This window comes from Vibrio pectenicida, assembly GCA_024347015.1.
In the GTDB taxonomy this organism is placed as follows: domain Bacteria; phylum Pseudomonadota; class Gammaproteobacteria; order Enterobacterales; family Vibrionaceae; genus Vibrio; species Vibrio pectenicida.
In genome coordinates this window covers 1,368,055-1,388,281 of the sequence record AP024889.1, presented here as the reverse complement: position 1 = coordinate 1,388,281, position 20,227 = coordinate 1,368,055, and the positions used below count along the sequence as shown (strand labels likewise).

The window sequence follows — 20,227 nt, the reverse complement described above, 5'->3', positions numbered from 1 at the left end:
TTGGAGCGACACATGAGGTTCGAACTCATGACCTCAACCTTGGCAAGGTTGCGCTCTACCAACTGAGCTAGTGTCGCAAATGGAGGCGCGTCCCGGAGTCGAACCGAGGTCCACGGATTTGCAATCCGCTGCATAGCCACTCTGCCAACGCGCCTTTGTAACTCCAATCGTTTCGCTTTTTTGTTGCGTTCCTCTTGGGTACGGGATGCATTTTACGGATTCGAACTAATGAGTCAACACTATTTTTTATTTTTTGAATCGTTTGACTAATTATGCGCCAAAAAGGGCTAATTTGATTAATAAAGTCGCACAAATTCTTTGAATTTAGCTAAGTTAGCTGTTGTAAAGTCGATGCGATAACAAAAAAACGGGCATAAGCCCGTTTTTCAGTGGTGTTCGTCATTGAGGAGGTCATCTTTGGCAGCAATTAGATACTGGGCCATAGACCAATATGTCAGAAAAGTCGCCACATAGAGGCTGATATAACCTAGCCAAACCATCCAATCATCATAACGCCAGATAAGCACCCACAGTGCAAACATCTGACTGAGCGTTTTGACCTTACCAACCCAAGAAACGGCAACGCTCGCGCGTTTACCAATTTCAGCCATCCACTCACGTAGAGCCGAAATAATAATTTCACGGGCAATCATAGTAACCGCAGGAATGGTTACCCAAATACTATGATAGTGATCAGTAATCAAAATCAATGCACTTGCGACTAAGACTTTATCAGCCACTGGATCAATAAAAGCACCAAAACGAGACATTTGGCCCAATTTTCGCGCCAACATCCCATCCAGCCAATCGGTAAAGCCCGCAACCCAAAAAACCATCGCAGCGGCAAAAGGGGACCAGCTATAAGGAAGATAATACACCACAACAAACACTGGTATCAGAAGAAGTCGTAGTAATGATAAAATATTAGGGATAGTTAAACGCATATTTATTGAGACTCTTATTGTTTGCGTATTGCTCTATTCACTGCTTAACAACAGGGCCCTATGGTGCGGGATTTTTCCTATTGTTTCAATGCTTGATAAATGTTTTCTGCCAAAGAAGCACTAATCCCCGGAACTTTGCTAATTTCTTCTACATTAGCTCGGCGAAGTTCTTGCAGCCCCCCCATGTATTTAAGTAAAGCTTGGCGACGTTTTGGCCCAATACCTTCTATCTCCTCTAAAGCGCTTGTTCTTCGAGTTTTACCTCTCTTCGCTCTATGGCCAGTAATAGCATGGTTATGGCTTTCATCGCGTATATGCTGCATTAAATGTAGTGCTGGAGCATCGCTTGGCAAATGAAATTCATCTCCACTAGGTGTAACTAATGTTTCCAACCCAGGTTTACGAGTAACTCCCTTAGCAATTCCAATCAAGCGAGGACGTTTTGGCCAGTCATTCCAGTAGTTGGAAATAATCTCGACCGCACGGTTGAGCTGCCCTTTTCCACCATCAATGAATATAATATCTGGGATCTTGTCCACATCCATTTGCTTAGAATAGCGACGCTCAAGGACTTGCCCCATCGCGGCATAATCATCGCCACCCGTAATGCCATTAATGTTATAGCGGCGATACTCTTGCTTCAACGGGCCTTCTTGATTGAACACCACGCAGGACGCAATAGTACTTTCACCTTGGGTATGAGAAATATCAAAACACTCCATCCGCACAATACTATCGATATTTAGCAATTCACGCAGTGCTTTAAAACGTTGAGATATGGTCATCTTGTGATTAATTTTACTGGTTACCGCTGTTAATGCATTGGTATTGGCAAGTTTTAGGTAACGTGAACGCGCTCCAGTAGGTTTCAAATGGAAATGAACTTTACGGCCTGCGATATCGCTAAGAACTTGCTGCAATGGTTTAGCGTCATCAATCAAACCTGGATTTACAATAATTCCGACTGGAATAGTACGCGCCTCATTATGGCTTAAGTAATACTGGCTCAAAAAGCTGTAAAACACTTCTTGCTGGGTCGTGTCATTCGGGATTTTGGGGAAGTGACTACGACTACCCAGCACCTTACCCTGACGAATCATCAAAATATGAATACACGCAACACCATTTTCTTGTGCAAAGCCAAGCACATCCATATCTTCTTGAGAATCATGAGAGACAAACTGCTGTTCTTGAACTCGACGTATTGCCTGTATTTGATCGCGCAGCTTTGCGGCATCTTCAAACCTCAATTGCTGGCTGGCCATTTCCATGTTTTCTACCAATGTTGACAGTACCTTTTGGTCTTTACCTTGTAAAAATAAACGCACGAGGTTAACCAATGCTGAGTAATCTTGGTCTGAAATGATGTCGCTAACACAAGGACCGGAACAGCGACCAATTTGGTACATAAGACATGGGCGCGTCCGGTTACTGTATACCGTATCTTCACACTGCCTAACAGGAAGAATTTTTTGAATTAAATGTAGGGTCTCACGTACAGCCCCCGCATCTGGGTATGGTCCAAAGTACTCCCCCTTACGCTTTTTGGCACCTCGATGCATAGATAATCTAGGGTGTTTGTGACCACTGATGAAAACATAAGGATAAGATTTATCATCACGAAGCAGCACATTGTACTTGGGCAAATACTGCTTAATGTAATTATGCTCTAGGATGAGGGCTTCAGTTTCAGTATGTGTAATAGTGACATCGATCTGAGTAATATTACTCACTAATGCTCGGGTTTTTTCACTATCAACTTTGGTGCGAAAATAACTAGAGAGGCGTTTTTTAAGATCTTTGGCTTTTCCAACATAAATAACAACAGCCTCGGCGTTATACATTCTGTAAACGCCAGGCTGGTGAGTGACCGTCTTTAAAAAAGAAGCCGAGTCAAAAGGATCGGTCACTACAAGGTCTCTGTATCTAACATTCCATGGCGAATGGCCAAATGGGTCAGCTCTACATCACCATTGATACCAAGCTTATTAAACAACCTATAACGATAACTATTCACCGTTTTGGGGCTTAAATTGAGCTGTTCTGAGATATCGGTGACTTTCTGCCCTTTGGTAATCATCATCATAATTTGCAGTTCACGCTCAGAAAGCTCCGCAAACGGATTCTCTGAAGCAGAAGAAAACTGGCTTAGTGCCATCTGCTGCGCGATTTCAGGCGAAATATAACGCTGACCACTATTAACGATACGTATTGCGTTGACCATTTCATCTGGCCCCGCCCCTTTCGTCAGGTACCCTGCAGCACCTGCTTGCATCACTTTGGTTGGAAACGGATTTTCCGTATGAACAGTTAAAACGATGATTTTCACATCAGGATTAAAACGCAGGATTTTCTTGGTCGATTCTAAACCACCAATACCCGGCATATTCATATCCATCAAAATAACATCGGTATGATTCGACCGACACCATTTTACTGCGTCTTCACCGCTCTCAGCTTCCCCTGCTACGTTCATTCCACGGACGTCTTCAATAATACGTCGTATCCCTGTGCGAACCAGCTCGTGATCATCTACAAGGAAAACATTTATCAAACTTGTATCTCCACACTTTTTGATTGGCTCTGCACCCACTTCAATGTAGTGGATAACAGCATGGCTGCTTATTCTAACCTAATTATGGTTTGTAACTTACTCTGAATATGTGCTCAAACGCAAACTTTAGCAAGTACTTATTTTCATATCTGCTTCTAGTAGGCTAACCATACGACTATTGATAATAATAGCCGTATAATACTGTTATAACTACAAATTAAGCTTATACACTCATTCACTTATCATAGTAATTGCAAGATAGAAGGATTTAATCTATTAATACTCGGTGCGGCACACATTAGCGCATATTATATCAAAAATTTTAATTATGACTTCTAAGGATATGTTATGAAAAAGCTTCTAGCAGCGACAGTACTGGCATCTACATTACCTATGTCTGGTCTTGTGATGGCAGACAATGACGTTGGCTGTGGATTAGGAACTATGGTCTTTGATGGTAATGAAGGAAAAGTATCTAAAATCCTTGCGGCAACAACAAACGGTACATCTGGCAACCAAACTTTTGGTATCACTTTTGGTACTCTCGGCTGTGACGGTACAGGTAAAGTGACTTCTTCACAGAAATTAGCCATGTTTATCGATGGAAACATCGACAACTTAGCTCGTGACATGGCCAAAGGTCAAGGTGAAACTTTAGCGACACTTTCTGAAGTCTGGGGCATAAACGAAGCTGACAAAGCAACATTCAACTCAATGGTGCAAGAAAACTTTGCACAAGTTTTCGTTTCAGAAAATGTGACATCTCAACAAGTGTTTACCAACCTAAATCAAATGGTTGCTAGCGATACAAAGCTTGCTAACTACGCAATTTAAAATCGCTAAATTCTAGGTGCCACTTCGGTGGCATTTTTCTTTTATCAGTTACAAATACCGATAAATCACGAGCCATTCGCTGTTAGCTAATACAAGAACATCTCTTTTATGAAGTCCTTCCGAATCAAGATTTCCCAATTACTTAGCTTAAGCTTGATAGTGCCTAGTACCTACGCTACCACCCAATTGGAGGTGAGAGAGCTATCGCAGGATGCATACTGGCTAAAATTAGGCCATTATCTTCCCGGTCTATTATCCGGTTATAACAGTACTATCGACAATGAGTCGTTTTTCCTTTCTCCAGATGGTATGAATTCACCGATAGCCGAGTTACAAGCGACCATAGACCTACTCTATTCATCTGATAAAGAACTTGCCAAGCAGACACAGTGTCGTTATCCAGCACGCTACACCTGGCTTGAAAGCCAACAAGGTAGAAGTGCTGAGCTATCATGTCCAGAGCTAGATACTTGGCGAGAAGTCATTGACCCTGAAGGGCTAACACTCGTTTTCCCAACAGCATTTATGAACAATCCTTCTTCCATGTTCGGTCACACATTACTGCGTATTGATGCTAAGGATCAAACAAGGAACAAAGAGTTAGTTGCTTTCGCTGTTAATTTTGCCGCAGAGCCTGAAACCCAAGATAACCCCGCCCTATTTGCAATAAAAGGGCTTATTGGTCGTTATCCTGGCCGCTACGCTGTTATGCCCTATTACAAAAAAGTTCGTGAGTATAATGATATTGAGTCAAGAGACATATGGGAATATAAGCTCAAATTCACACCACAGGAAGTTAAACGCATTCTGCTTCATTTATGGGAGATGCAATATGCCGAATTTGATTATTATTTCCTCGATGAAAATTGTTCTTACCAATTGCTATCATTGCTAGAGCTGGCACGTGAGGATCTCTCGCTAACCAAACACTTTTCAGTGCAAGCTATACCTTCAGACACGGTTCGCGCCCTTGCTGAATCGGACTTGTTGGAAGCGCCTCAATACCGAGCCGCATTTGGTACTCGATTACTGCATCTTGCGAATGAAGTAGATGAAAGGCTTTTCATCGCGGCTAAAAATGCAACTGAAGGGATTTTTCCGAACCCAGCGGACTATTCAGACACAGAGCACGCAGCAATCTTAGAACTTGCATATGAGTGGCTCAATTTCCAATTATACGATCAAGGTTTAGAGCGTGATCCAACAGCCAAGCGCCTGACCCAACTACTTTACCAAAGAAGTAGAATAAAAGTCGACTCTCCTTTTTCAGCCGTTGAGATGCCTTCAGTATCACCTGAACAAGGCCATGCTTCTGCTCGTTTCGGTTTAAGTTATCAATATTGGAATGCCAAAAATAATCAAGCCACATTAGAATGGCGAGCCGCTTATCATGATTTACTCGATTCACAAGATGGCTTTGTGGCAGGCGCACAAATCAATTTTCTCGATACACAATTAAGCATCGACAAGGAAGGCACAACAAGGCTTGAGCGATTTTATTTCCTCGATACTATGGCTCTTGCTCCTAGCAATAGAATCTTTGATAGCTGGTCATGGAATATGCGTACTGGATTTGATCGCCAGCCGATTTCACAAGCTATGTCAGGTCGTTGGTTCGCACAAGGAGGTTATGGTAAGGCATGGGGAGCATCAGATCAGACTCATTTCTACTCTCTGCTTTCAGGTGAATTGAATGGTGGAGAACTGACCGACTACAGCTTAGTCCCAGGTTTGGGGGTTGAGGCAGGAGCGCTTTTTCAAATCAGCAGTAAGCACAGATTCGGAGTACAAGCTCAGTATCTTGCACTCATTGATTCTGACCAACACAATCATTCCAACATCAACATCAATTGGAATTGGTCATTTAACAGTAATTTCGCTCTTAGAACTCAACTCACATACCAGAAATGGCAGTCAGATGATATTGGCGCAAAACTCACTGGTTTTATTTATTATTAGGCACTATTGAGCTTATGTTAAACTAGTTCCGAATTTCTTGTAGAGCACTGTCCATGTCTGTCCAGCACGGTTTTTTACTCACTCGCCAAGCCAGAGATATTTCTGGTCACACTCAGATTGAACTCTGGCTTACCACTGATAATGGCCCTGTTCAGTTGCTAGTAGACGGAGAAAAACCTGTCTTCTTCATTCCACAAAAATCCATCCTTCAATGTCAGGTGCTCATCGAAAAACTCAACCTAAGCGTCACCATTAAACCACTTTCACTCACTAGCTTTGATGCTATTGAACTTGCTGCATGCTACTGCTCAGGCATTAAACAAGCACAGCAACTAAGCCAAGCACTTAAACAGACGGATACCTTAGTACTAGAAGATGATATTCGTCTTGCTGACCGCTATCTAATGGAGCGTTTTATTCAAGGGAGCCTCGAGTTTACAGGTGAGCCTCAAGTCAGACACGGCCATACACGATTTAATAACGTCAAATGTCGCCAATTTGATTATATTCCTCACTTAAAAGTGGTTTCATTAGATATCGAGTGTTCTGAGAAAGGCATATTGTATTCAGTCGGTCTCGACAGTCCAATGGATAGCCGTGTCATTATGATTGGCGATGACCAACAAGCGGAAACTGCTATTGAGTGGGTATCAGATGAAAAACAACTTCTGCATGCATTGATCCGCTGGTTCACACAATTTGATCCTGACGTTGTTATTGGCTGGAACGTCATCGACTTTGATTTTCGGCTATTACACAAACGTTCTGAGTGGCATAAAATCCGACTGCAAATAGGTCGAGCTAATCAAAATAGTTTTTTCCGAACATCAGCAAATACTCAGCAAGCCTTCGTTTCAATTCCTGGCAGAGTTGTAATGGATGGTATTGATACACTCAAAACGGCCACATATCACTTTCGCAGCTGGTCACTTGAGTCCGTATCACAAGAACTACTAGGCGAAGGCAAAAAAATTCATAATGTACATGACAGAATGGATGAAATTAACCAGATGTTTCTAAAAGATAAACCTTCTCTAGCGAAGTATAATCTCCATGACTGCATCCTGGTTAATAAAATATTCTCCCAAACCCATTTGCTAGAGTTTGCCATCGAACGGGCAAAACTGACAGGTGTTGAGCTTGATCGTGTAGGAGGCTCCGTTGCCGCGTTCACTAATCTTTATTTGCCTCAGCTCCATCGATCAGGCTATGTCGCACCAAACTTACACCCTGAGAACTGGCTAGCGAGCCCAGGTGGTTATGTCATGGACTCGATACCCAATTTATATGACTCAGTCCTAGTGCTGGACTTTAAAAGCCTCTATCCGTCTATTATTCGCTCGTTTCTTATCGATCCCATGGGATTAATCGAGGGTCTCAAGTTAGCTATTGGTAAACATAAGCACCAAGCAGTAGAAGGTTTTCGCGGTGGTCAGTTCCATCGTAGTAAACATTTTCTACCTGCCATGATAGAAAAGCTATGGGCAGCGCGAGATCAAGCCAAGAGCAAAAACGAAAAAACATTTTCTCAAGCTATAAAAATTATCATGAACTCGTTTTACGGTGTATTAGGTTCTTCTGGTTGCCGATTTTTTGATACGCGTTTGGCTTCAAGTATAACCATGCGTGGGCACGAAATAATGAAACAAACCAAACAACTGATCGAAGATAAGGGGTATAAAGTTATCTATGGCGATACGGATTCAACATTTGTTTCATTAAATGGCAAATTTTCACAAGCGCAAGCCGACAAAATTGGACAAGAACTTGTAGAAGATATAAATCATTGGTGGACGAAACGACTTAGAGAACAATACAACCTGACATCGATTCTCGAGTTGGAATACGAAACGCATTATAGGAAATTTTTAATGCCGACGATCCGAGGTCAGGAAACAGGGTCAAAAAAGCGATATGCTGGACTTATTGGTGAAGGTGAGTCAGAAAAGATCATCTTTAAGGGATTAGAAAGTGCACGTACTGATTGGACTCGCCTTTCTCAACGTTTTCAGTACCAGCTCTATTCAATGGTTTTTCAAGAACAAGATCCTACGGAGTTTATCCAAGAATTTGTTGAGCAAACACTCGCTGGAAAATTTGATTCAGAACTTGTTTATCAAAAACGCTTACGTCGAAAATTACATGAATATCAAAAAAACATCCCTCCCCAGGTAAAAGCTGCCCGTTTAGCAGACAATATTAATGCCCAACTAGGAAGACCTCTGCAATATCAAAATAAAGGCAGGATTGAATACCTCATTACCCTTACCGGCCCTGAGCCGCTGGAATATCAAAAGAGCCCAATTGATTACCAACACTATATCGATAAACAACTCAAACCTGTCGCGGAAGCTATTCTTCCATTTGTCGGTATCAATTTCGCAAGCCTTTGTGAACCCCAACTTGGCTTGTTCTAAGTCTCAATAAGCTCAACCAATACGAAACTCTGTTTTTTGGTACTGCTTAACTAACCACTCTCCAAAACCATCAAAGATGCCTATAACAGACCGCTTGGCAATAAACCGACCAGACAATAAAATTCCAAGCCTTTCAATTTCAATTTTTTTCTCTGGGAAATAACGCAAAAACTGGTTTCCACATTCAATCGGATCATCGAACCAATTTTTATCTTTGTACATCACAAGAGAATAACTGGCACGAAGTAATTTTTTCGCGATAATAATTTGTGATTTCACCTGTTCTTCTGGAGTGGCTGAACGGGCAATTCGATTCCGATAAACAGCAACCCAGTTTTCAACATCCATGTTCCAATGTTTTGCAACCTCCCAACTGGGTTCATAATCACCAAAGCACTCAGCTAAATTTTCACCATACACGCACACTGAACAGTGACGCAATTGAAACCCCCAAGAAAATATACTGTCTAGACTCGCTATATCTTGCGCTAAGGTATTTGTTAAAGATACCCCATTGATAAATGGATATGACTTCTGAAAACGCCATTTTATCGAGTTAAACAAAGTTGTTCTCATATCACTAAAGCTCTCATGGGAGACCACTAGAACATCAAGATTTGATAGATTAGGCTCAGCTCGTTTACGTGCAACACTGCCATAGATATAGACACTATGGAGGTTTTCTCCCAATCCACTCTTAAGAAAAATGACAAGCTCATCAATAGCAGGTTGGTACGTTTCCTGAAATGGCTGTTTAGGATCAATAATTGAAAGATGCATATAACTGATTACAATATTTTTTAAATACTCTGTCTTCTAATGTTCGCCCACACATTGGCACGAATCAAGATATTCCTTCGTTTTAACTCTATGTATATAATACGACAACTCTATTCCATGCTGAGGATACACATTTATGCCAAGGGCAAGTGAGCTTAAAAAAGGTTTTGCTATAGAATCTAATAGTAAAACATTACTTATCAAAGATATCGAAGTGACTACACCTGGAGGGAGAGGCGGAGCAAAAATTTATAAATTGCGCTGTATAGATCTATCCACTGGTGGCCGCGTCGACGAAAGGTTTAAATCTGATGACGTTGTTGATACTGTCGATATGTTCAAACGTGCCGTTGCCTTTTCATATATTGATAATGATGAATACATTTTTATGGATAACGAAGACTATACCCAGTTTACGTTCAAAAAATCTGATATTGAAGATGATTTGTTATTTATCACAGAAGAAATTCAAGGGCTGCACGTCATTGTAGTGGATCAAAACGCTGTTGGTCTTGAGCTTCCTGCTTCCGTTGAGCTTGTCATCGAAGAAACCGACCCATCAATCAAAGGAGCCTCGGCTTCAGCGAGAACGAAGCCAGCTCGTTTTACAACAGGCTTAACAGTTCAAGTACCAGAGTATATTGCAACTGGCGATCGTATCGTCATTAATACCACTGAGCGCAAATATATGAGTCGTGCCTAAGATGTCTGAACTTATCTCCTACGACGACACCATAGAAACGGCCTATGATATATTCCTAGAAATGGCAGCAGATAACCTTGAAGCAGCAGACGTGATTATTTTTGTGGCTCAATTTGACGACAGAGGTGCCGCAGAATTGGTTGAGACTAGTGATGATTGGCCGCAACACGTTGGTTTTGATGTTGACAAAAACATCTACGCTGAAGTACGGGTAGGGTTAGTTAACGAGGACAGCGATGTTCTCGATGATGTTTTTGCTCGTCTACTGGTTAGCCGAGACCCTGACAACAAGTTCTGCCATGTCCTTTGGAAAAGGGATTAACTAATATAAGGCTATCAAAAAATAACTAGAAGACGTATGGCAAGCAACTCCGTCTTCTAGAATTTTGATGTCCTTACTACTAGGCAGTCAACGTGTTAGCCATTAATCTTGGTATTTTCCACGCGAGCTTTCAGTTTTTGCCCGGGACGGAAGGTGACAACGCGGCGAGCACTGATTGGAATATCTTCACCCGTCTTTGGGTTTCGACCCGGCCGTTCATTCTTCTCTCGAAGATCAAAATTCCCGAACCCAGACAGTTTTACCTGTTCGCCACTTTCTAGTGCCTTACGAATTTCTTCGAAAAACGCTTCAACCGTTTCCTTGGCATCCCGTTTACTATATCCAAGCTTTTCAAACAGGTTCTCAGCCAAATCGGCCTTTGTGAGCGCCATAAAACTTTCCTCAAAGCTGTGTTTAACATTGCTGCTTAAATCAGCAGCGCCAAAGCATTTTGCCCAGCCAATCAACAACATATCGGCTTTACTTGGGAAAGTGTATGCCAACCTTCTGATTTTCGCCAACTTTTTTATTAGCTGAACATGCCTTTAGTGTTAATTTTATCATGAATAAGATGTTAGATCATCACATAAGATTTTATTAAAAGCTTGTTTTTCAATACATTAAAATGAATATCAAGGTCAATTACTAACACTCAAATAATATTATCCGCTACAACAAAAATTGTTCTTACTGGCCTCAATTTCAAAACGACTTGCAATTTGCATAGTAAATGTCATATAGCGAAAGGTGTAGTTCTACTTTACTTTTTGCCTGAGATTTATAATGCGCTATGTGTAACTAACCAATTAATATCCTGAACAATATTCATACAAACCTCAATCAGGTATTAGTATGGCATTCATTATGCTTTGTCTCAGTTATCATCCAAAAGTGGCAATATTCTGTCTAAGTCACTTCTTGGTCTGGGTCGTTATTCAGACTGACATAGCTAGGAGATACGAATTATGGAACTTCATCGTCATACATACTATCGACTTATTCATCACGGTATCAAATGTTTGTTAGTAGACCGGATAGGACATTTCACTGAACATGAATACCATGACTATCTAAACCATATGACTGGGAAATCAAGCTGTTTTGCGATGAGTAATGAAGAATTAAGAGTTGCTGTCTCGAACCTGAAAGAAGAAGGCTACCTAGAAGACATCAAGCCTATGATATCCTCACTTGAAATTTATTCATAACAGACACTTACTGCGCTGCCTAACAGTCTGTAGATGTATGGAACGCCTTATAGTATTAAGCCAGTTATTCTTAACTGGCTTAAATTATTCCAACAAGTTAGGTCCTTAGTAACTTTAGATCTATGTTCATCGCTCATATTTCGTTAAACTGTGCTCAATATTGAAACTTTAGATTTTTGCAATGAAACAACTATTAGATTTTATTCCTCTCGTCATCTTTTTTGTCCTGTATAAAGCTCAGGACATTTATGTTGCAACTGGTGCCCTGATTATCGCGACTGCGATTCAGGTTATACTCACTTATCTTTTATACAAAAAAGTAGAGAAGATGCAATTGGTGACCTTCATCATGGTCGCTTTTTTTGGGGGTATGACAATTTTTCTCCATGATGAAAATTTTATAAAATGGAAAGTAACCATTGTATACGTTGTCTTTGCGCTTGGCCTCGCAATAAGCCATCTGATAGGTAAATCAGCCATCAAAAGCATGCTGGGTAAAGAGATTCATTTACCTGATAATGTGTGGACTAAAGTGACATGGGCATGGGTTGTGTTCTTTTCATTTTGTGCAGGGCTAAACATATACGTTGCTTATGAACTTCCACTCGACACATGGGTGAACTTCAAAGTGTTTGGTCTATTAGCAGCAACATTTGGTTTCACCTTGATAACTGGCATTTATATCTATAAACACTTATCAAAAGAAAAATCTGAACCTAATTCTGGCGGAAAAATAGATTAGATCACTATAATTCGGTCTTGGTGAGTTTCCTAGATTAAATTTTATTTTAAAGAGTCTATAGATAACACATATTTTGTCCTTTTAGCTCAGCGGCCACACATACTGGCCGTTGACACAACCTGTAATCTTTAGCTAGGTTGCAATTAAAATGCAGGGAAAACCTAGCACTATTAATCAATACAGATCTCACAGTTTATTGTCAAAGTCTCTTTAAAAAGCTGTTATATTCTGTAGTGTTAGGGATCAAAAAATCTAGACAATGCCTCTCGACATATCTAAATATGAGGATAGCAATATGTGGTATGTAATTTTTTCTCAAGACGTTAAAAATTCACTCAAAAAGCGAATGAATACTCGCCCGGCTCATTTAGCTCGTTTACAACAATTACAAGATGAAGGACGCCTGCTAACTGCAGGCCCTATGCCAGCAATAGATTCAAATGATCCAGGTGAAGCAGGGTTCTCCGGCTCAACCGTTATCGCTGAGTTCGACTCTCTGCAACAAGCTCAGCACTGGGCCGACAATGACCCATATGTCGAAGCTGGTGTCTATGAGAAAGTAATAATTAAGCCTTACAAAAAAGTGTTCTAAAATGAAGCTGAAATTTATCCTAGGTATACTTGCTACTACCTTAATTACAGGCTGCTCTTCTTCAGGAGAGCAACGCCAGCTTGAAATGCTGGCGCATAGTCGAGCTAGTGTGATTGCAGCAGAGCTCCCAATGGAGGTAGGTCCTCTTTCCATTATGAGAGCAAGCTCTAAAGGAACTATGATAGAAATAATGATGGTCTACAACCAAGATGCTCCTGGCGCTAAGCCAATTCAGCAAGTTATCCAGACCAGCATTAAGAGTTACTGTACCGACAAAGAGACGAAAAACAACTTAGACGTTGGACTAAACTACAGGATAAAAATGCGCAATGCTCGAGGCCAATTAATGGTTGATGAAATCGTTACCAAGCAGAGCTGTCAATCGAAACAATAAGCTTATTTCTGTCATTATTTATGGGCCCCCCAGGGCCCTTACTGTTTAAATTAAACAACTCAGTCTTCTCTATACACCCTGCGACCTTTAAGGTGTTTTAATCCTAAACAAAACTAATGGTAGAAAACGAGCAAATCCATTCAAATCATGTTCAAATTTATTTGAGACCTGCAATTAATTTACTTTTTTAACAATTAAATTGTGAAGTTTTTATTACAACCTAAACCTCTCACATTTAGGCAAATTAACTAAGTGTAAGTCAGCCAACAACATTATTTATCTAAACAGAATTTACCCTTCACGCATCCACAGTCAATAACGCTATGACCCTTTGCCTCTATGTTGACGTTCAACATTTCCACATCTAAATTTTGATCGTTAGAGTCACTACAAAGAGGTCCCCATGAAGCGCGCAAGCAATTCCTATCGTTTGCAATTAATTAAAGAGATTGCAACAAAAAAGGAACGACTAGACTGTAATGACCCTATGGCTAGCTATATTCATCAGCTTCTTGAATCAGGATCTGACTCCGAACATCAAAAAGAACAAACTCAGCGTTTCAATGGTAACCACTTTGATGAACATATTGATGGGTGATAAGTGACGAATGGGAATGATAGTGAACAAGATACAATGCACAGCGCAAAAAACTCTAAAATAACTCTTGCTGTGCGCTAGATTGTGACCCCGTAACATCACCTTCGTTGTGGCTACCTTTGTGTTTCCTGTAATATCTCTGACGACATAATTTTATAATATGGATCTGTTCTGATGGAGAAAAAGTTAGCCAATTAAAGCGCTCTTCTCGCTTACGCATGCATCCCTTACAATACCCTTTTTCATCCACAGTACAGACTCCTATACAAGGGCTAGGGACAACAAAAAATTCTAGCTGCTCCATATTAACTTCTCTCTGTACTGATAATATAAACTTAAATTTATACCTAATTGTAAGCTCGACAACTCAACTAGCTTCACTATCGAATGACGAATAAACCATGACTCTAGACTGACAAAAACTACGTTTTTTCACCTATACTTGGTAACATAAAAATCGTCTAAATGTCGATATAGGTTTTTATATTCCGGAGTTTATTACTATGAAGTTTAGTCCAAAAACATTACTTGCAGCTGTCGCACTCCCCTTTTTAATGACAGCATGTGCAAGCAATGGTGGTGACGCAAAACAAATAACAGCCCAAGATCTTCAACATCATAATTGGGAACTGGTTAGTATCGATGGTGAAAATATATCCTCTACTGAGCAGCAAAAGAACCCACGTCTTGAAATCGGTGAAAAATTGAAGGCAAATGGAAATGCAGGCTGCAACAATTTCTTCGGTCAAGCTGAACTTAAAAATAATCAGTTTCGTATCGAAAAAATGGGGATGACGATGAAAATGTGTATCGGAGAAGCGATGAATCTTGAGCAAACGTTTTCCAAGACATTATCACAATGGAGTGATATCACCTTAACTAAAGATAATTTCATACTAGTGAACGATTCCCATACATTGATTTTTAAGCTTCAAGATTGGAAAAAATAACTAAAACTAATCCCCCCAACTATTTGCCCTTACTTCCTCATCGGTTAGTAAGGGCTTTTTTGTATGCTACATACCAAAGCTGTTTACTTTCCCCAAGATATACCTCAAATATATAAAACAAATAAATTTTTTCCGTCATAATGAATGAAAGCTGCTGATAGTACGGTCTATCAGAATGTCGGTAATTCAGATTTTTAAAAGGGCTCTCATGACTAAGCTGATTACATTTTTTACTGGTTTACTTTTATCGCTCAATGTCATAGCTGAAAATAGCTGGAACGAAATCATAGAAAAGGCGAAAGGACAAACTGTCTACTTTCATGCTTGGGGAGGCAGCCAAGAAATTAACAACTATCTTCGCTGGGCCAATCAATCATTACAAAAGCAATATGGCATAACCCTTAAACATGTAAAGGTTACTGATATAGCTGAAACGACAGCACGCTTAATCGCTGAAAAAGCAGCTTCTAAAGATGCTCAAGGAAGCATAGATCTGGTGTGGATAAATGGTGAGAATTTTAAGTCAATGAAACACAATCAATTACTATTTGGCCCTTTCGTTGAAGGTTTACCGAACTGGGGAAAAATAAACAAGTCCCTACCTGTCACCAGTGATTTTTCAGAGCCAACTGAAGGACTTGAAGCACCTTGGGGAGTAGGCCAACTTGTTTTTATTCATGATAAAGTGAAATTGAACAACCCCCCTGCTTCATTTAATGAATTCCTCAGCTATGCCAAAGCATTCCCCAACAAATTGAGTTACCCTCGTCCACCGGCATTCCATGGTACTAGCTTTCTAAAAGCTTTACTCATTGAATTAACCAATAATGATCCTTCTCTAACTAAACCTGTTAATGAAGTCGACTTTTCTGCGGTTACAAGCCCGTTATGGACATATTTGGCTGAATTCCATAAAGTGGCTTGGCGTCAAGGGAAACAATTTCCAGCGAGTGCTGCAGAAACAGTACAATTACTGGATGACGGGCAGCTTGATCTTGCCATCACTTTTAACCCCAATTCCGTCTATTCGGCTCAGATAAATGGCAATTTAGCCAAGAGTACAACCGTATATGCGATGGATGCAGGTGCCCTTTCAAATATACACTTTTTGGCAATTCCATGGAACGCTAGTGCTAAAGAAGGTGCTCTTGTTGCAATCAATTTTTTATTAGGCACTGAAGCTCAATCCCGTAAAGGTGACATTTTAATCTGGGGAGATCCTTCTGTACTCGACAACCAATACCTTACTGGTAGTGCAAAAAAGACCACTTTATTCAAGTCAATTGTCGAACCACACCCTAGCTGGCAAGCTGCATTAGAGGCAGAGTGGCATAAGCGCTACGGTAACTAAGAAAACCAGATGTTTAGAGCTACATACTTAATATTAATACTTATTTGTATTGCACCAACAATTCCAGGATTGCTCGGAGTACTCCTTTCCTCATTAGGGTATGTTCCTCCCGTCGGTCTGTTCGAATTGTCTTTATCAAATTATAAAGTGTTTTTTTCTTGGCCAGGGATTAACCACTCCATAGTACTGACCTTATTTAGTTCCATAGCCAGTACTTATCTTGCTTGTTTTATTTGCTTTGCCGTTTTACAAAAACTTTGGTTAGGAAAGCATTGGTCAAAGCTAGAGGTATTACTTGCACCTCTATTGGCGATGCCACACGTCGCCTTTGCCATTGGCTTTGCATTTCTTTTTGCACCTACGGGCATGATCGCGCGCATCTTAGCCGAAACATCTGACCTCATCCCTGACACACAAAATGTAACTTGGTTTGTACATGACCCCCATGCCATTGGGCTGACGGTTGCTTTAACCTTGAAAGAAATCCCATTTTTACTTTTAATGAGCATACCCATATTACAGCAACTAAAGATAGATAAAATTCATAAGGTAAGCACTTCACTTGGTTATTCACTTGTTGAAATGTGGTGGAAAGCCATCTTCCCGTTGTGGCTGGTTAAAATGCGTTTTGCTCTGTTTGCCGTTATTGCTTATGGGGTTTCAGTTGTCGATCTAAGCTTAATTTTGGGACCAACAAACCCTCCTACTCTCGCTGTTTTGGTGTGGCAATGGTTTAACGACCCTGATTTATCTTTACTACCTCGAGCGGCATCTGGCGCTGTTATGCTGTTCCTTATAGCCAGTTCCTTACTCATTTTCGTTGTTATAACTGAGAAAACATTAGTTGGACCATTAGGCCGTTGGCAGTTTTCCGGCCGTCATGGTATTAGCCTACCAGGCAAGACTTTATTCACTTTTTCAGTGCTAGTATCGGGTATTATGCTGCCCTTGATGATGATTTGGAGCATGGCCCATCGATGGCGTTTTCCTGATATATTACCAAGCCGCTATAGCCTACGTTTTTGGAATAATGAATGGGATAATATTTGGCCAACCATTAATCACAGCCTCATTATCTCAATGGCCACTGCATGCATTAGCCTGCTGCTCGCCGTTCTCGCTCATGAATACCGGCTACGATTTAAAGTGTGTTTGCCCAAATACATCATTGCACTGCCTATGCTAATCCCACAGCTTTCTATCCTGTTTGGTATTCAGATAACCAGCCTGTATTTACTGGATAGTAGCTACTATCTTTGGGTGATCTGGTCACATATATTCTTTGCATTTCCTCTGGTTTATTTGGCATTAGATGGGCCATGGCAAAGCTATAACCGTAAATACAGTAAAGTGGGGCTCAGTCTAGGCAAAACGCCTCTATCCGTTTTCTTTAAAATCAAATTAAAGCTGCTAATGCCAGCTTTATGGTACGCATGGGCAGTAGGTGCCAGCGTAAGCTTGGCACAATATCTTCCTACCTTAATGTTAGGTGGTGGACGAATAACAACTGTCACCACAGAAGCTGTAGCATTATCGAGTGGCTTTGATAGGCGTGTCACTGCAATCTATGCACTATGGCAAGCTTTATTACCATTTATTTTTTTTACTACCGCCGTAATTATGAGCATGCTCTCTCGGCGTCGCAAATGTTATCAAAGCACTAATAAGGAAACACTTTCACGTGACACTGTCGCTAGAAAACATCACCATTTATAAAAATAGTGGCGAAACTTTAATGTCTGATTTAACTCTCTCAGCTTCCTCTGACGAAGTGATCTGTCTAATGGGGCCAAGTGGTTGTGGAAAGTCTACATTACTAAGCCTAATTGCAGGTCACATGAGCCCAGAGTTTCAGTACTCAGGAAGTATCGAGCTAAACGGTATCAATCTGACTCAACTAGAGCCACACCTTAGGAGGGTTGGGATTCTTTTTCAAGATGACCTCTTGTTTCCTCACTTAAATGTCTGGCAAAACTTAGCCTTTGCCTTACCAAATAAAATCAAAGGTGAGCAACGATACCAGGAAGCAATGTCCGCACTTAACAAGGTCGAACTCTCACCGCTAGCGGAGTCTTTCCCCGATCAGATATCAGGAGGACAGCGTGCCCGTATTAGTTTAGTTAGAATGCTTCTCGCTCAACCCAAGTTAGCCCTACTAGACGAACCATTTAGTAAGTTAGATAAAGAGCTTAGGATGCAGTTTCGTGATTGGGTCATGGCGCAGTTATCTCAAGCCAATATTCCAACAATCATGGTCACTCATGACTTTGATGATATACCTAAACATGGGCGAGTATTTAACTGGCCATGGAGCCACTCACATGCTGGATAGATTCAGTATTAAAATCATCCGTTCACCATTAGCATTAGTAGCTGTTGGTTTAGACAAGCTGGGGATCACCGCAAACCAAACTACGCTTTTCGGCTTTGCTTTAGGCGTACTAGCCTTCCCTACTTTGTATTTCACTCGGTACGATTTGGCTTTGATGTTTATCCTTCTTAACCGATTATGTGATGGACTAGACGGTGCATTAGCTAGGCGTCAAGGTATAAGTGATGCGGGTGGGTTTCTCGATATCAGCTTAGATTTCTTGTTCTATTCCCTGATCCCATTTGGCTTTGTGGTCGCTAACCCTGATCAAAATGCGGTAGCAGGTGCTTTTCTCATTTTTTCTTTTGTTGGCACCGGCTCTAGCTTTCTCGCATTTGCGGTCATGGCAAGTAAACGAGACATTGAGAATCCAGTGTATAAAAACAAGTCGCTCTATTACATGAGTGGCCTGACAGAAGGAACTGAAACTATCGCTTGTTTGGTAGCTATGTGTCTGTTACCACAATATTTTCCCATTATTGCCATTATATTTGGCGTTGCTTGCTGGTTTACAACGTTGACGCGAATATACTCTGGCTTCCAGACACTTAAGTAATCAATATTTTACTCAAATAGCATCACCTTGAGGGCGGTATCATTGTCTATATCAGCAAACTCAGTTGGATTATCCAACCTGCATTTATACGTTAGCTGAGGAGCTGCATCTTGCATGCACTCTATCAAAAATTGCCCACTCACCTGGGGAGAGTTTACACACGCAAGTACCTGACCTTTTTCGGCAAGTAGTTCAGGTAGACGGCGTATGATTTTTATATAGTCTTTACTCAAGGCGAAACTGCCCTTTTGGAAAGAAGGTGGGTCAATAATTACTAAATCATAAGGGCCTAACTTCTTAATTTTACCCCATGATTTGAATATATCGTACGCTAGAAATTTTACTTGGTCGAGATTGTGGCCATTGAGCCTATGGTTATCTCGACCCTTGGTTAAAGAGGCTCTTGCCATATCCACATTCACCACCTGTTTTGCTCCACCTTCAATAGCAGCCACAGAAAAACCACAGGTGTAAGCAAATAAATTAAGTACTCTTTTATTTTTGGTCCTACTTTTAACCCAGTCTCGTCCCAAACGCATATCAAGAAACAAACCAAAATTTTGATTTCGTCCAATATTCAGCTGATATTTTATCCCTGATTCAACCACAATAGGTCGGTCATTCAGTTCCCCGATAACTATTTCTAACGGGGAACCATCAAGGTAACGGTGTTGAATAGCCGCACAAGTGACACCTTTATCACGCCATAATTCAGTTTGAGATAGCGAATACAGACCGTTTTTTAGCTCTTCAATAAACGGGTTATCCACCTGCTTAAATATGTTAATCAAAAGCTGATTATCAACCCAATCACAGGTTAACTGTTCAAGACCCGAATAAACCCGACCTCTACCATGGAACAAACGCCTAATTTCATCAGGTACATTAGACAGTTCATGGCGAATATGGGAAAAGAAGGTGGTAATTTGTGAAGCGTCCATCGTTAGTTCCT

Annotated in this window: 21 protein-coding genes, 2 tRNA genes and 1 pseudogene; 15 read left to right on the top strand and 9 right to left on the bottom strand. The window is 40.8% G+C overall.

Translation table 11 applies throughout. From position 1 onward, the window contains the following. Position 1: 1 nt before the first annotated feature. The 5 genes from OCV27_RS06560 to uvrY all read right to left on the bottom strand — a co-directional run bounded on the left by OCV27_RS06560 (position 2) and on the right by uvrY (position 3,498). Positions 2-77: transfer RNA gene (locus tag OCV27_RS06560), tRNA-Gly, on the bottom strand. A 3-nt stretch (positions 78-80) separates the two neighbouring features. Beyond that, positions 81-154: transfer RNA gene (locus OCV27_RS06555), tRNA-Cys, on the bottom strand. Between the two features lie 232 nt (positions 155-386). Further along, positions 387-944 carry a CDP-diacylglycerol--glycerol-3-phosphate 3-phosphatidyltransferase gene (gene pgsA / locus OCV27_RS06550; RefSeq protein ID WP_125322571.1) on the bottom strand — a complete coding sequence of 186 codons (558 nt, stop codon included), beginning with the start codon at positions 942-944 and terminating at the stop codon, positions 387-389. 77 nt (positions 945-1,021) lie between these two features. After that, positions 1,022-2,854, bottom strand: coding sequence for an excinuclease ABC subunit UvrC (uvrC, locus tag OCV27_RS06545; RefSeq protein ID WP_125322572.1), 1,833 nt, complete (start codon positions 2,852-2,854; stop codon positions 1,022-1,024). After that, positions 2,854-3,498, bottom strand: coding sequence for a UvrY/SirA/GacA family response regulator transcription factor (gene uvrY / locus OCV27_RS06540; protein ID WP_125322573.1), 645 nt, complete (start codon positions 3,496-3,498; stop codon positions 2,854-2,856). Before uvrY ends, uvrC begins: the two co-directional genes overlap by 1 nt. 348 nt (positions 3,499-3,846) lie before the next feature. On the opposite strand from uvrY, the gene OCV27_RS06535 reads away from it, so the two are divergent. The 3 genes from OCV27_RS06535 (at position 3,847) to OCV27_RS06525 (ending at position 8,708) form a co-directional block, all read left to right on the top strand. Next, complete coding sequence (locus OCV27_RS06535) at positions 3,847-4,332, top strand: DUF3015 domain-containing protein (protein ID WP_125322574.1); 486 nt, start codon at positions 3,847-3,849, stop codon at positions 4,330-4,332. Between the two features lie 108 nt (positions 4,333-4,440). After that, the gene (locus OCV27_RS06530; RefSeq protein ID WP_125322575.1) at positions 4,441-6,291 is read left to right on the top strand and encodes an Lnb N-terminal periplasmic domain-containing protein; all 1,851 of its coding nucleotides are present in this window, start codon (positions 4,441-4,443) and stop codon (positions 6,289-6,291) included. A 53-nt stretch (positions 6,292-6,344) separates the two neighbouring features. Then, entirely contained in the window at positions 6,345-8,708 is a 2,364-nt protein-coding gene (locus OCV27_RS06525) for a DNA polymerase II (RefSeq protein ID WP_125322576.1), read from the top strand. A 12-nt stretch (positions 8,709-8,720) separates the two neighbouring features. Here OCV27_RS06525 and OCV27_RS06520 read toward each other — a convergent pair whose 3' ends face one another. Beyond that, a complete protein-coding gene (locus tag OCV27_RS06520; RefSeq protein ID WP_125322577.1) occupies positions 8,721-9,488 on the bottom strand; it encodes a nucleotidyltransferase domain-containing protein in 768 nt (255 codons plus the stop codon). A gap of 136 nt (positions 9,489-9,624) precedes the next feature. Here OCV27_RS06520 and yeiP point away from each other — a divergent pair, with 136 nt between their 5' ends. Together yeiP and OCV27_RS06510 are read left to right on the top strand one after the other, a co-directional pair. After that, positions 9,625-10,191, top strand: coding sequence for an elongation factor P-like protein YeiP (gene yeiP / locus OCV27_RS06515; RefSeq protein ID WP_125322578.1), 567 nt, complete (start codon positions 9,625-9,627; stop codon positions 10,189-10,191). A 1-nt stretch (position 10,192) separates the two neighbouring features. After that, positions 10,193-10,513 (top strand): HI1450 family dsDNA-mimic protein, encoded by a 321-nt coding sequence (locus OCV27_RS06510; RefSeq protein ID WP_125322579.1) that lies wholly within the window; start codon positions 10,193-10,195, stop codon positions 10,511-10,513. A 95-nt stretch (positions 10,514-10,608) separates the two neighbouring features. On the opposite strand, the gene ihfA is transcribed toward OCV27_RS06510, so the two are convergent. Then, the gene (ihfA, locus tag OCV27_RS06505) at positions 10,609-10,905 is read right to left on the bottom strand and encodes an integration host factor subunit alpha (RefSeq protein ID WP_125322582.1); all 297 of its coding nucleotides are present in this window, start codon (positions 10,903-10,905) and stop codon (positions 10,609-10,611) included. A 573-nt stretch (positions 10,906-11,478) separates the two neighbouring features. On the opposite strand from ihfA, the gene OCV27_RS06500 reads away from it, so the two are divergent. The 5 genes and pseudogenes from OCV27_RS06500 to OCV27_RS06480 all read left to right on the top strand — a co-directional run bounded on the left by OCV27_RS06500 (position 11,479) and on the right by OCV27_RS06480 (position 14,067). Next, positions 11,479-11,721 (top strand): hypothetical protein, encoded by a 243-nt coding sequence (locus OCV27_RS06500; protein ID WP_125321779.1) that lies wholly within the window; start codon positions 11,479-11,481, stop codon positions 11,719-11,721. A gap of 181 nt (positions 11,722-11,902) precedes the next feature. Beyond that, entirely contained in the window at positions 11,903-12,463 is a 561-nt protein-coding gene (locus OCV27_RS06495; RefSeq protein ID WP_125321781.1) for a septation protein A, read from the top strand. 295 nt (positions 12,464-12,758) lie between these two features. Continuing rightward, positions 12,759-13,055 carry a YciI family protein gene (locus tag OCV27_RS06490; RefSeq protein ID WP_125321783.1) on the top strand — a complete coding sequence of 99 codons (297 nt, stop codon included), beginning with the start codon at positions 12,759-12,761 and terminating at the stop codon, positions 13,053-13,055. A gap of 1 nt (position 13,056) precedes the next feature. After that, the gene (locus tag OCV27_RS06485; RefSeq protein WP_125321785.1) at positions 13,057-13,449 is read left to right on the top strand and encodes a GspS/AspS pilotin family protein; all 393 of its coding nucleotides are present in this window, start codon (positions 13,057-13,059) and stop codon (positions 13,447-13,449) included. Between the two features lie 403 nt (positions 13,450-13,852). Next, positions 13,853-14,067: pseudogene (locus tag OCV27_RS06480) on the top strand (hypothetical protein). Positions 14,068-14,102: 35 nt separating this feature from the next. Here the strand turns inward: OCV27_RS06480 and OCV27_RS06475 are convergent. Next, entirely contained in the window at positions 14,103-14,351 is a 249-nt protein-coding gene (locus OCV27_RS06475) for a DUF1289 domain-containing protein (RefSeq protein WP_125321789.1), read from the bottom strand. A 199-nt stretch (positions 14,352-14,550) separates the two neighbouring features. Between OCV27_RS06475 and OCV27_RS06470 the strand changes: the two genes are divergently transcribed. The 5 genes from OCV27_RS06470 to OCV27_RS06450 all read left to right on the top strand — a co-directional run bounded on the left by OCV27_RS06470 (position 14,551) and on the right by OCV27_RS06450 (position 19,275). After that, complete coding sequence (locus OCV27_RS06470) at positions 14,551-14,997, top strand: META domain-containing protein (RefSeq protein ID WP_125321791.1); 447 nt, start codon at positions 14,551-14,553, stop codon at positions 14,995-14,997. A gap of 208 nt (positions 14,998-15,205) precedes the next feature. Next, positions 15,206-16,348 carry an ABC transporter substrate-binding protein gene (locus OCV27_RS06465; protein WP_125321793.1) on the top strand — a complete coding sequence of 381 codons (1,143 nt, stop codon included), beginning with the start codon at positions 15,206-15,208 and terminating at the stop codon, positions 16,346-16,348. A gap of 9 nt (positions 16,349-16,357) precedes the next feature. Beyond that, positions 16,358-18,064: an ABC transporter permease gene (locus tag OCV27_RS06460; protein WP_125321795.1), complete on the top strand. Its 1,707-nt coding sequence runs from the start codon at positions 16,358-16,360 to the stop codon at positions 18,062-18,064. Further along, the gene (locus OCV27_RS06455; RefSeq protein WP_125321797.1) at positions 18,030-18,680 is read left to right on the top strand and encodes an ATP-binding cassette domain-containing protein; all 651 of its coding nucleotides are present in this window, start codon (positions 18,030-18,032) and stop codon (positions 18,678-18,680) included. Before OCV27_RS06460 ends, OCV27_RS06455 begins: the two co-directional genes overlap by 35 nt. Further along, positions 18,670-19,275, top strand: coding sequence for a CDP-alcohol phosphatidyltransferase family protein (locus tag OCV27_RS06450; protein ID WP_125321799.1), 606 nt, complete (start codon positions 18,670-18,672; stop codon positions 19,273-19,275). Before OCV27_RS06455 ends, OCV27_RS06450 begins: the two co-directional genes overlap by 11 nt. Before the next feature lie 8 nt (positions 19,276-19,283). Here OCV27_RS06450 and OCV27_RS06445 read toward each other — a convergent pair whose 3' ends face one another. Beyond that, positions 19,284-20,216: a class I SAM-dependent methyltransferase gene (locus OCV27_RS06445; protein WP_125321801.1), complete on the bottom strand. Its 933-nt coding sequence runs from the start codon at positions 20,214-20,216 to the stop codon at positions 19,284-19,286. Between the last annotated feature and the right edge of the window lie 11 nt (positions 20,217-20,227).

Coding starts and splice junctions, on each gene's coding strand:
- ihfA (WP_125322582.1), bottom strand. CDS start 10,905: ATGGCGCTCACAAAGGCCGATTTGGCTGAGAACCTGTTTGAAAAGCTT.
- OCV27_RS06465 (WP_125321793.1), top strand. CDS start 15,206: ATGACTAAGCTGATTACATTTTTTACTGGTTTACTTTTATCGCTCAAT.
- pgsA (WP_125322571.1), bottom strand. CDS start 944: ATGCGTTTAACTATCCCTAATATTTTATCATTACTACGACTTCTTCTG.
- OCV27_RS06475 (WP_125321789.1), bottom strand. CDS start 14,351: ATGGAGCAGCTAGAATTTTTTGTTGTCCCTAGCCCTTGTATAGGAGTC.
- OCV27_RS06520 (WP_125322577.1), bottom strand. CDS start 9,488: ATGCATCTTTCAATTATTGATCCTAAACAGCCATTTCAGGAAACGTAC.
- OCV27_RS06500 (WP_125321779.1), top strand. CDS start 11,479: ATGGAACTTCATCGTCATACATACTATCGACTTATTCATCACGGTATC.
- OCV27_RS06485 (WP_125321785.1), top strand. CDS start 13,057: ATGAAGCTGAAATTTATCCTAGGTATACTTGCTACTACCTTAATTACA.
- OCV27_RS06510 (WP_125322579.1), top strand. CDS start 10,193: ATGTCTGAACTTATCTCCTACGACGACACCATAGAAACGGCCTATGAT.
- OCV27_RS06495 (WP_125321781.1), top strand. CDS start 11,903: ATGAAACAACTATTAGATTTTATTCCTCTCGTCATCTTTTTTGTCCTG.
- OCV27_RS06530 (WP_125322575.1), top strand. CDS start 4,441: ATGAAGTCCTTCCGAATCAAGATTTCCCAATTACTTAGCTTAAGCTTG.
- OCV27_RS06470 (WP_125321791.1), top strand. CDS start 14,551: ATGAAGTTTAGTCCAAAAACATTACTTGCAGCTGTCGCACTCCCCTTT.
- yeiP (WP_125322578.1), top strand. CDS start 9,625: ATGCCAAGGGCAAGTGAGCTTAAAAAAGGTTTTGCTATAGAATCTAAT.
- OCV27_RS06460 (WP_125321795.1), top strand. CDS start 16,358: ATGTTTAGAGCTACATACTTAATATTAATACTTATTTGTATTGCACCA.
- OCV27_RS06525 (WP_125322576.1), top strand. CDS start 6,345: ATGTCTGTCCAGCACGGTTTTTTACTCACTCGCCAAGCCAGAGATATT.
- OCV27_RS06445 (WP_125321801.1), bottom strand. CDS start 20,216: ATGGACGCTTCACAAATTACCACCTTCTTTTCCCATATTCGCCATGAA.
- OCV27_RS06535 (WP_125322574.1), top strand. CDS start 3,847: ATGAAAAAGCTTCTAGCAGCGACAGTACTGGCATCTACATTACCTATG.
- OCV27_RS06450 (WP_125321799.1), top strand. CDS start 18,670: ATGCTGGATAGATTCAGTATTAAAATCATCCGTTCACCATTAGCATTA.
- OCV27_RS06490 (WP_125321783.1), top strand. CDS start 12,759: ATGTGGTATGTAATTTTTTCTCAAGACGTTAAAAATTCACTCAAAAAG.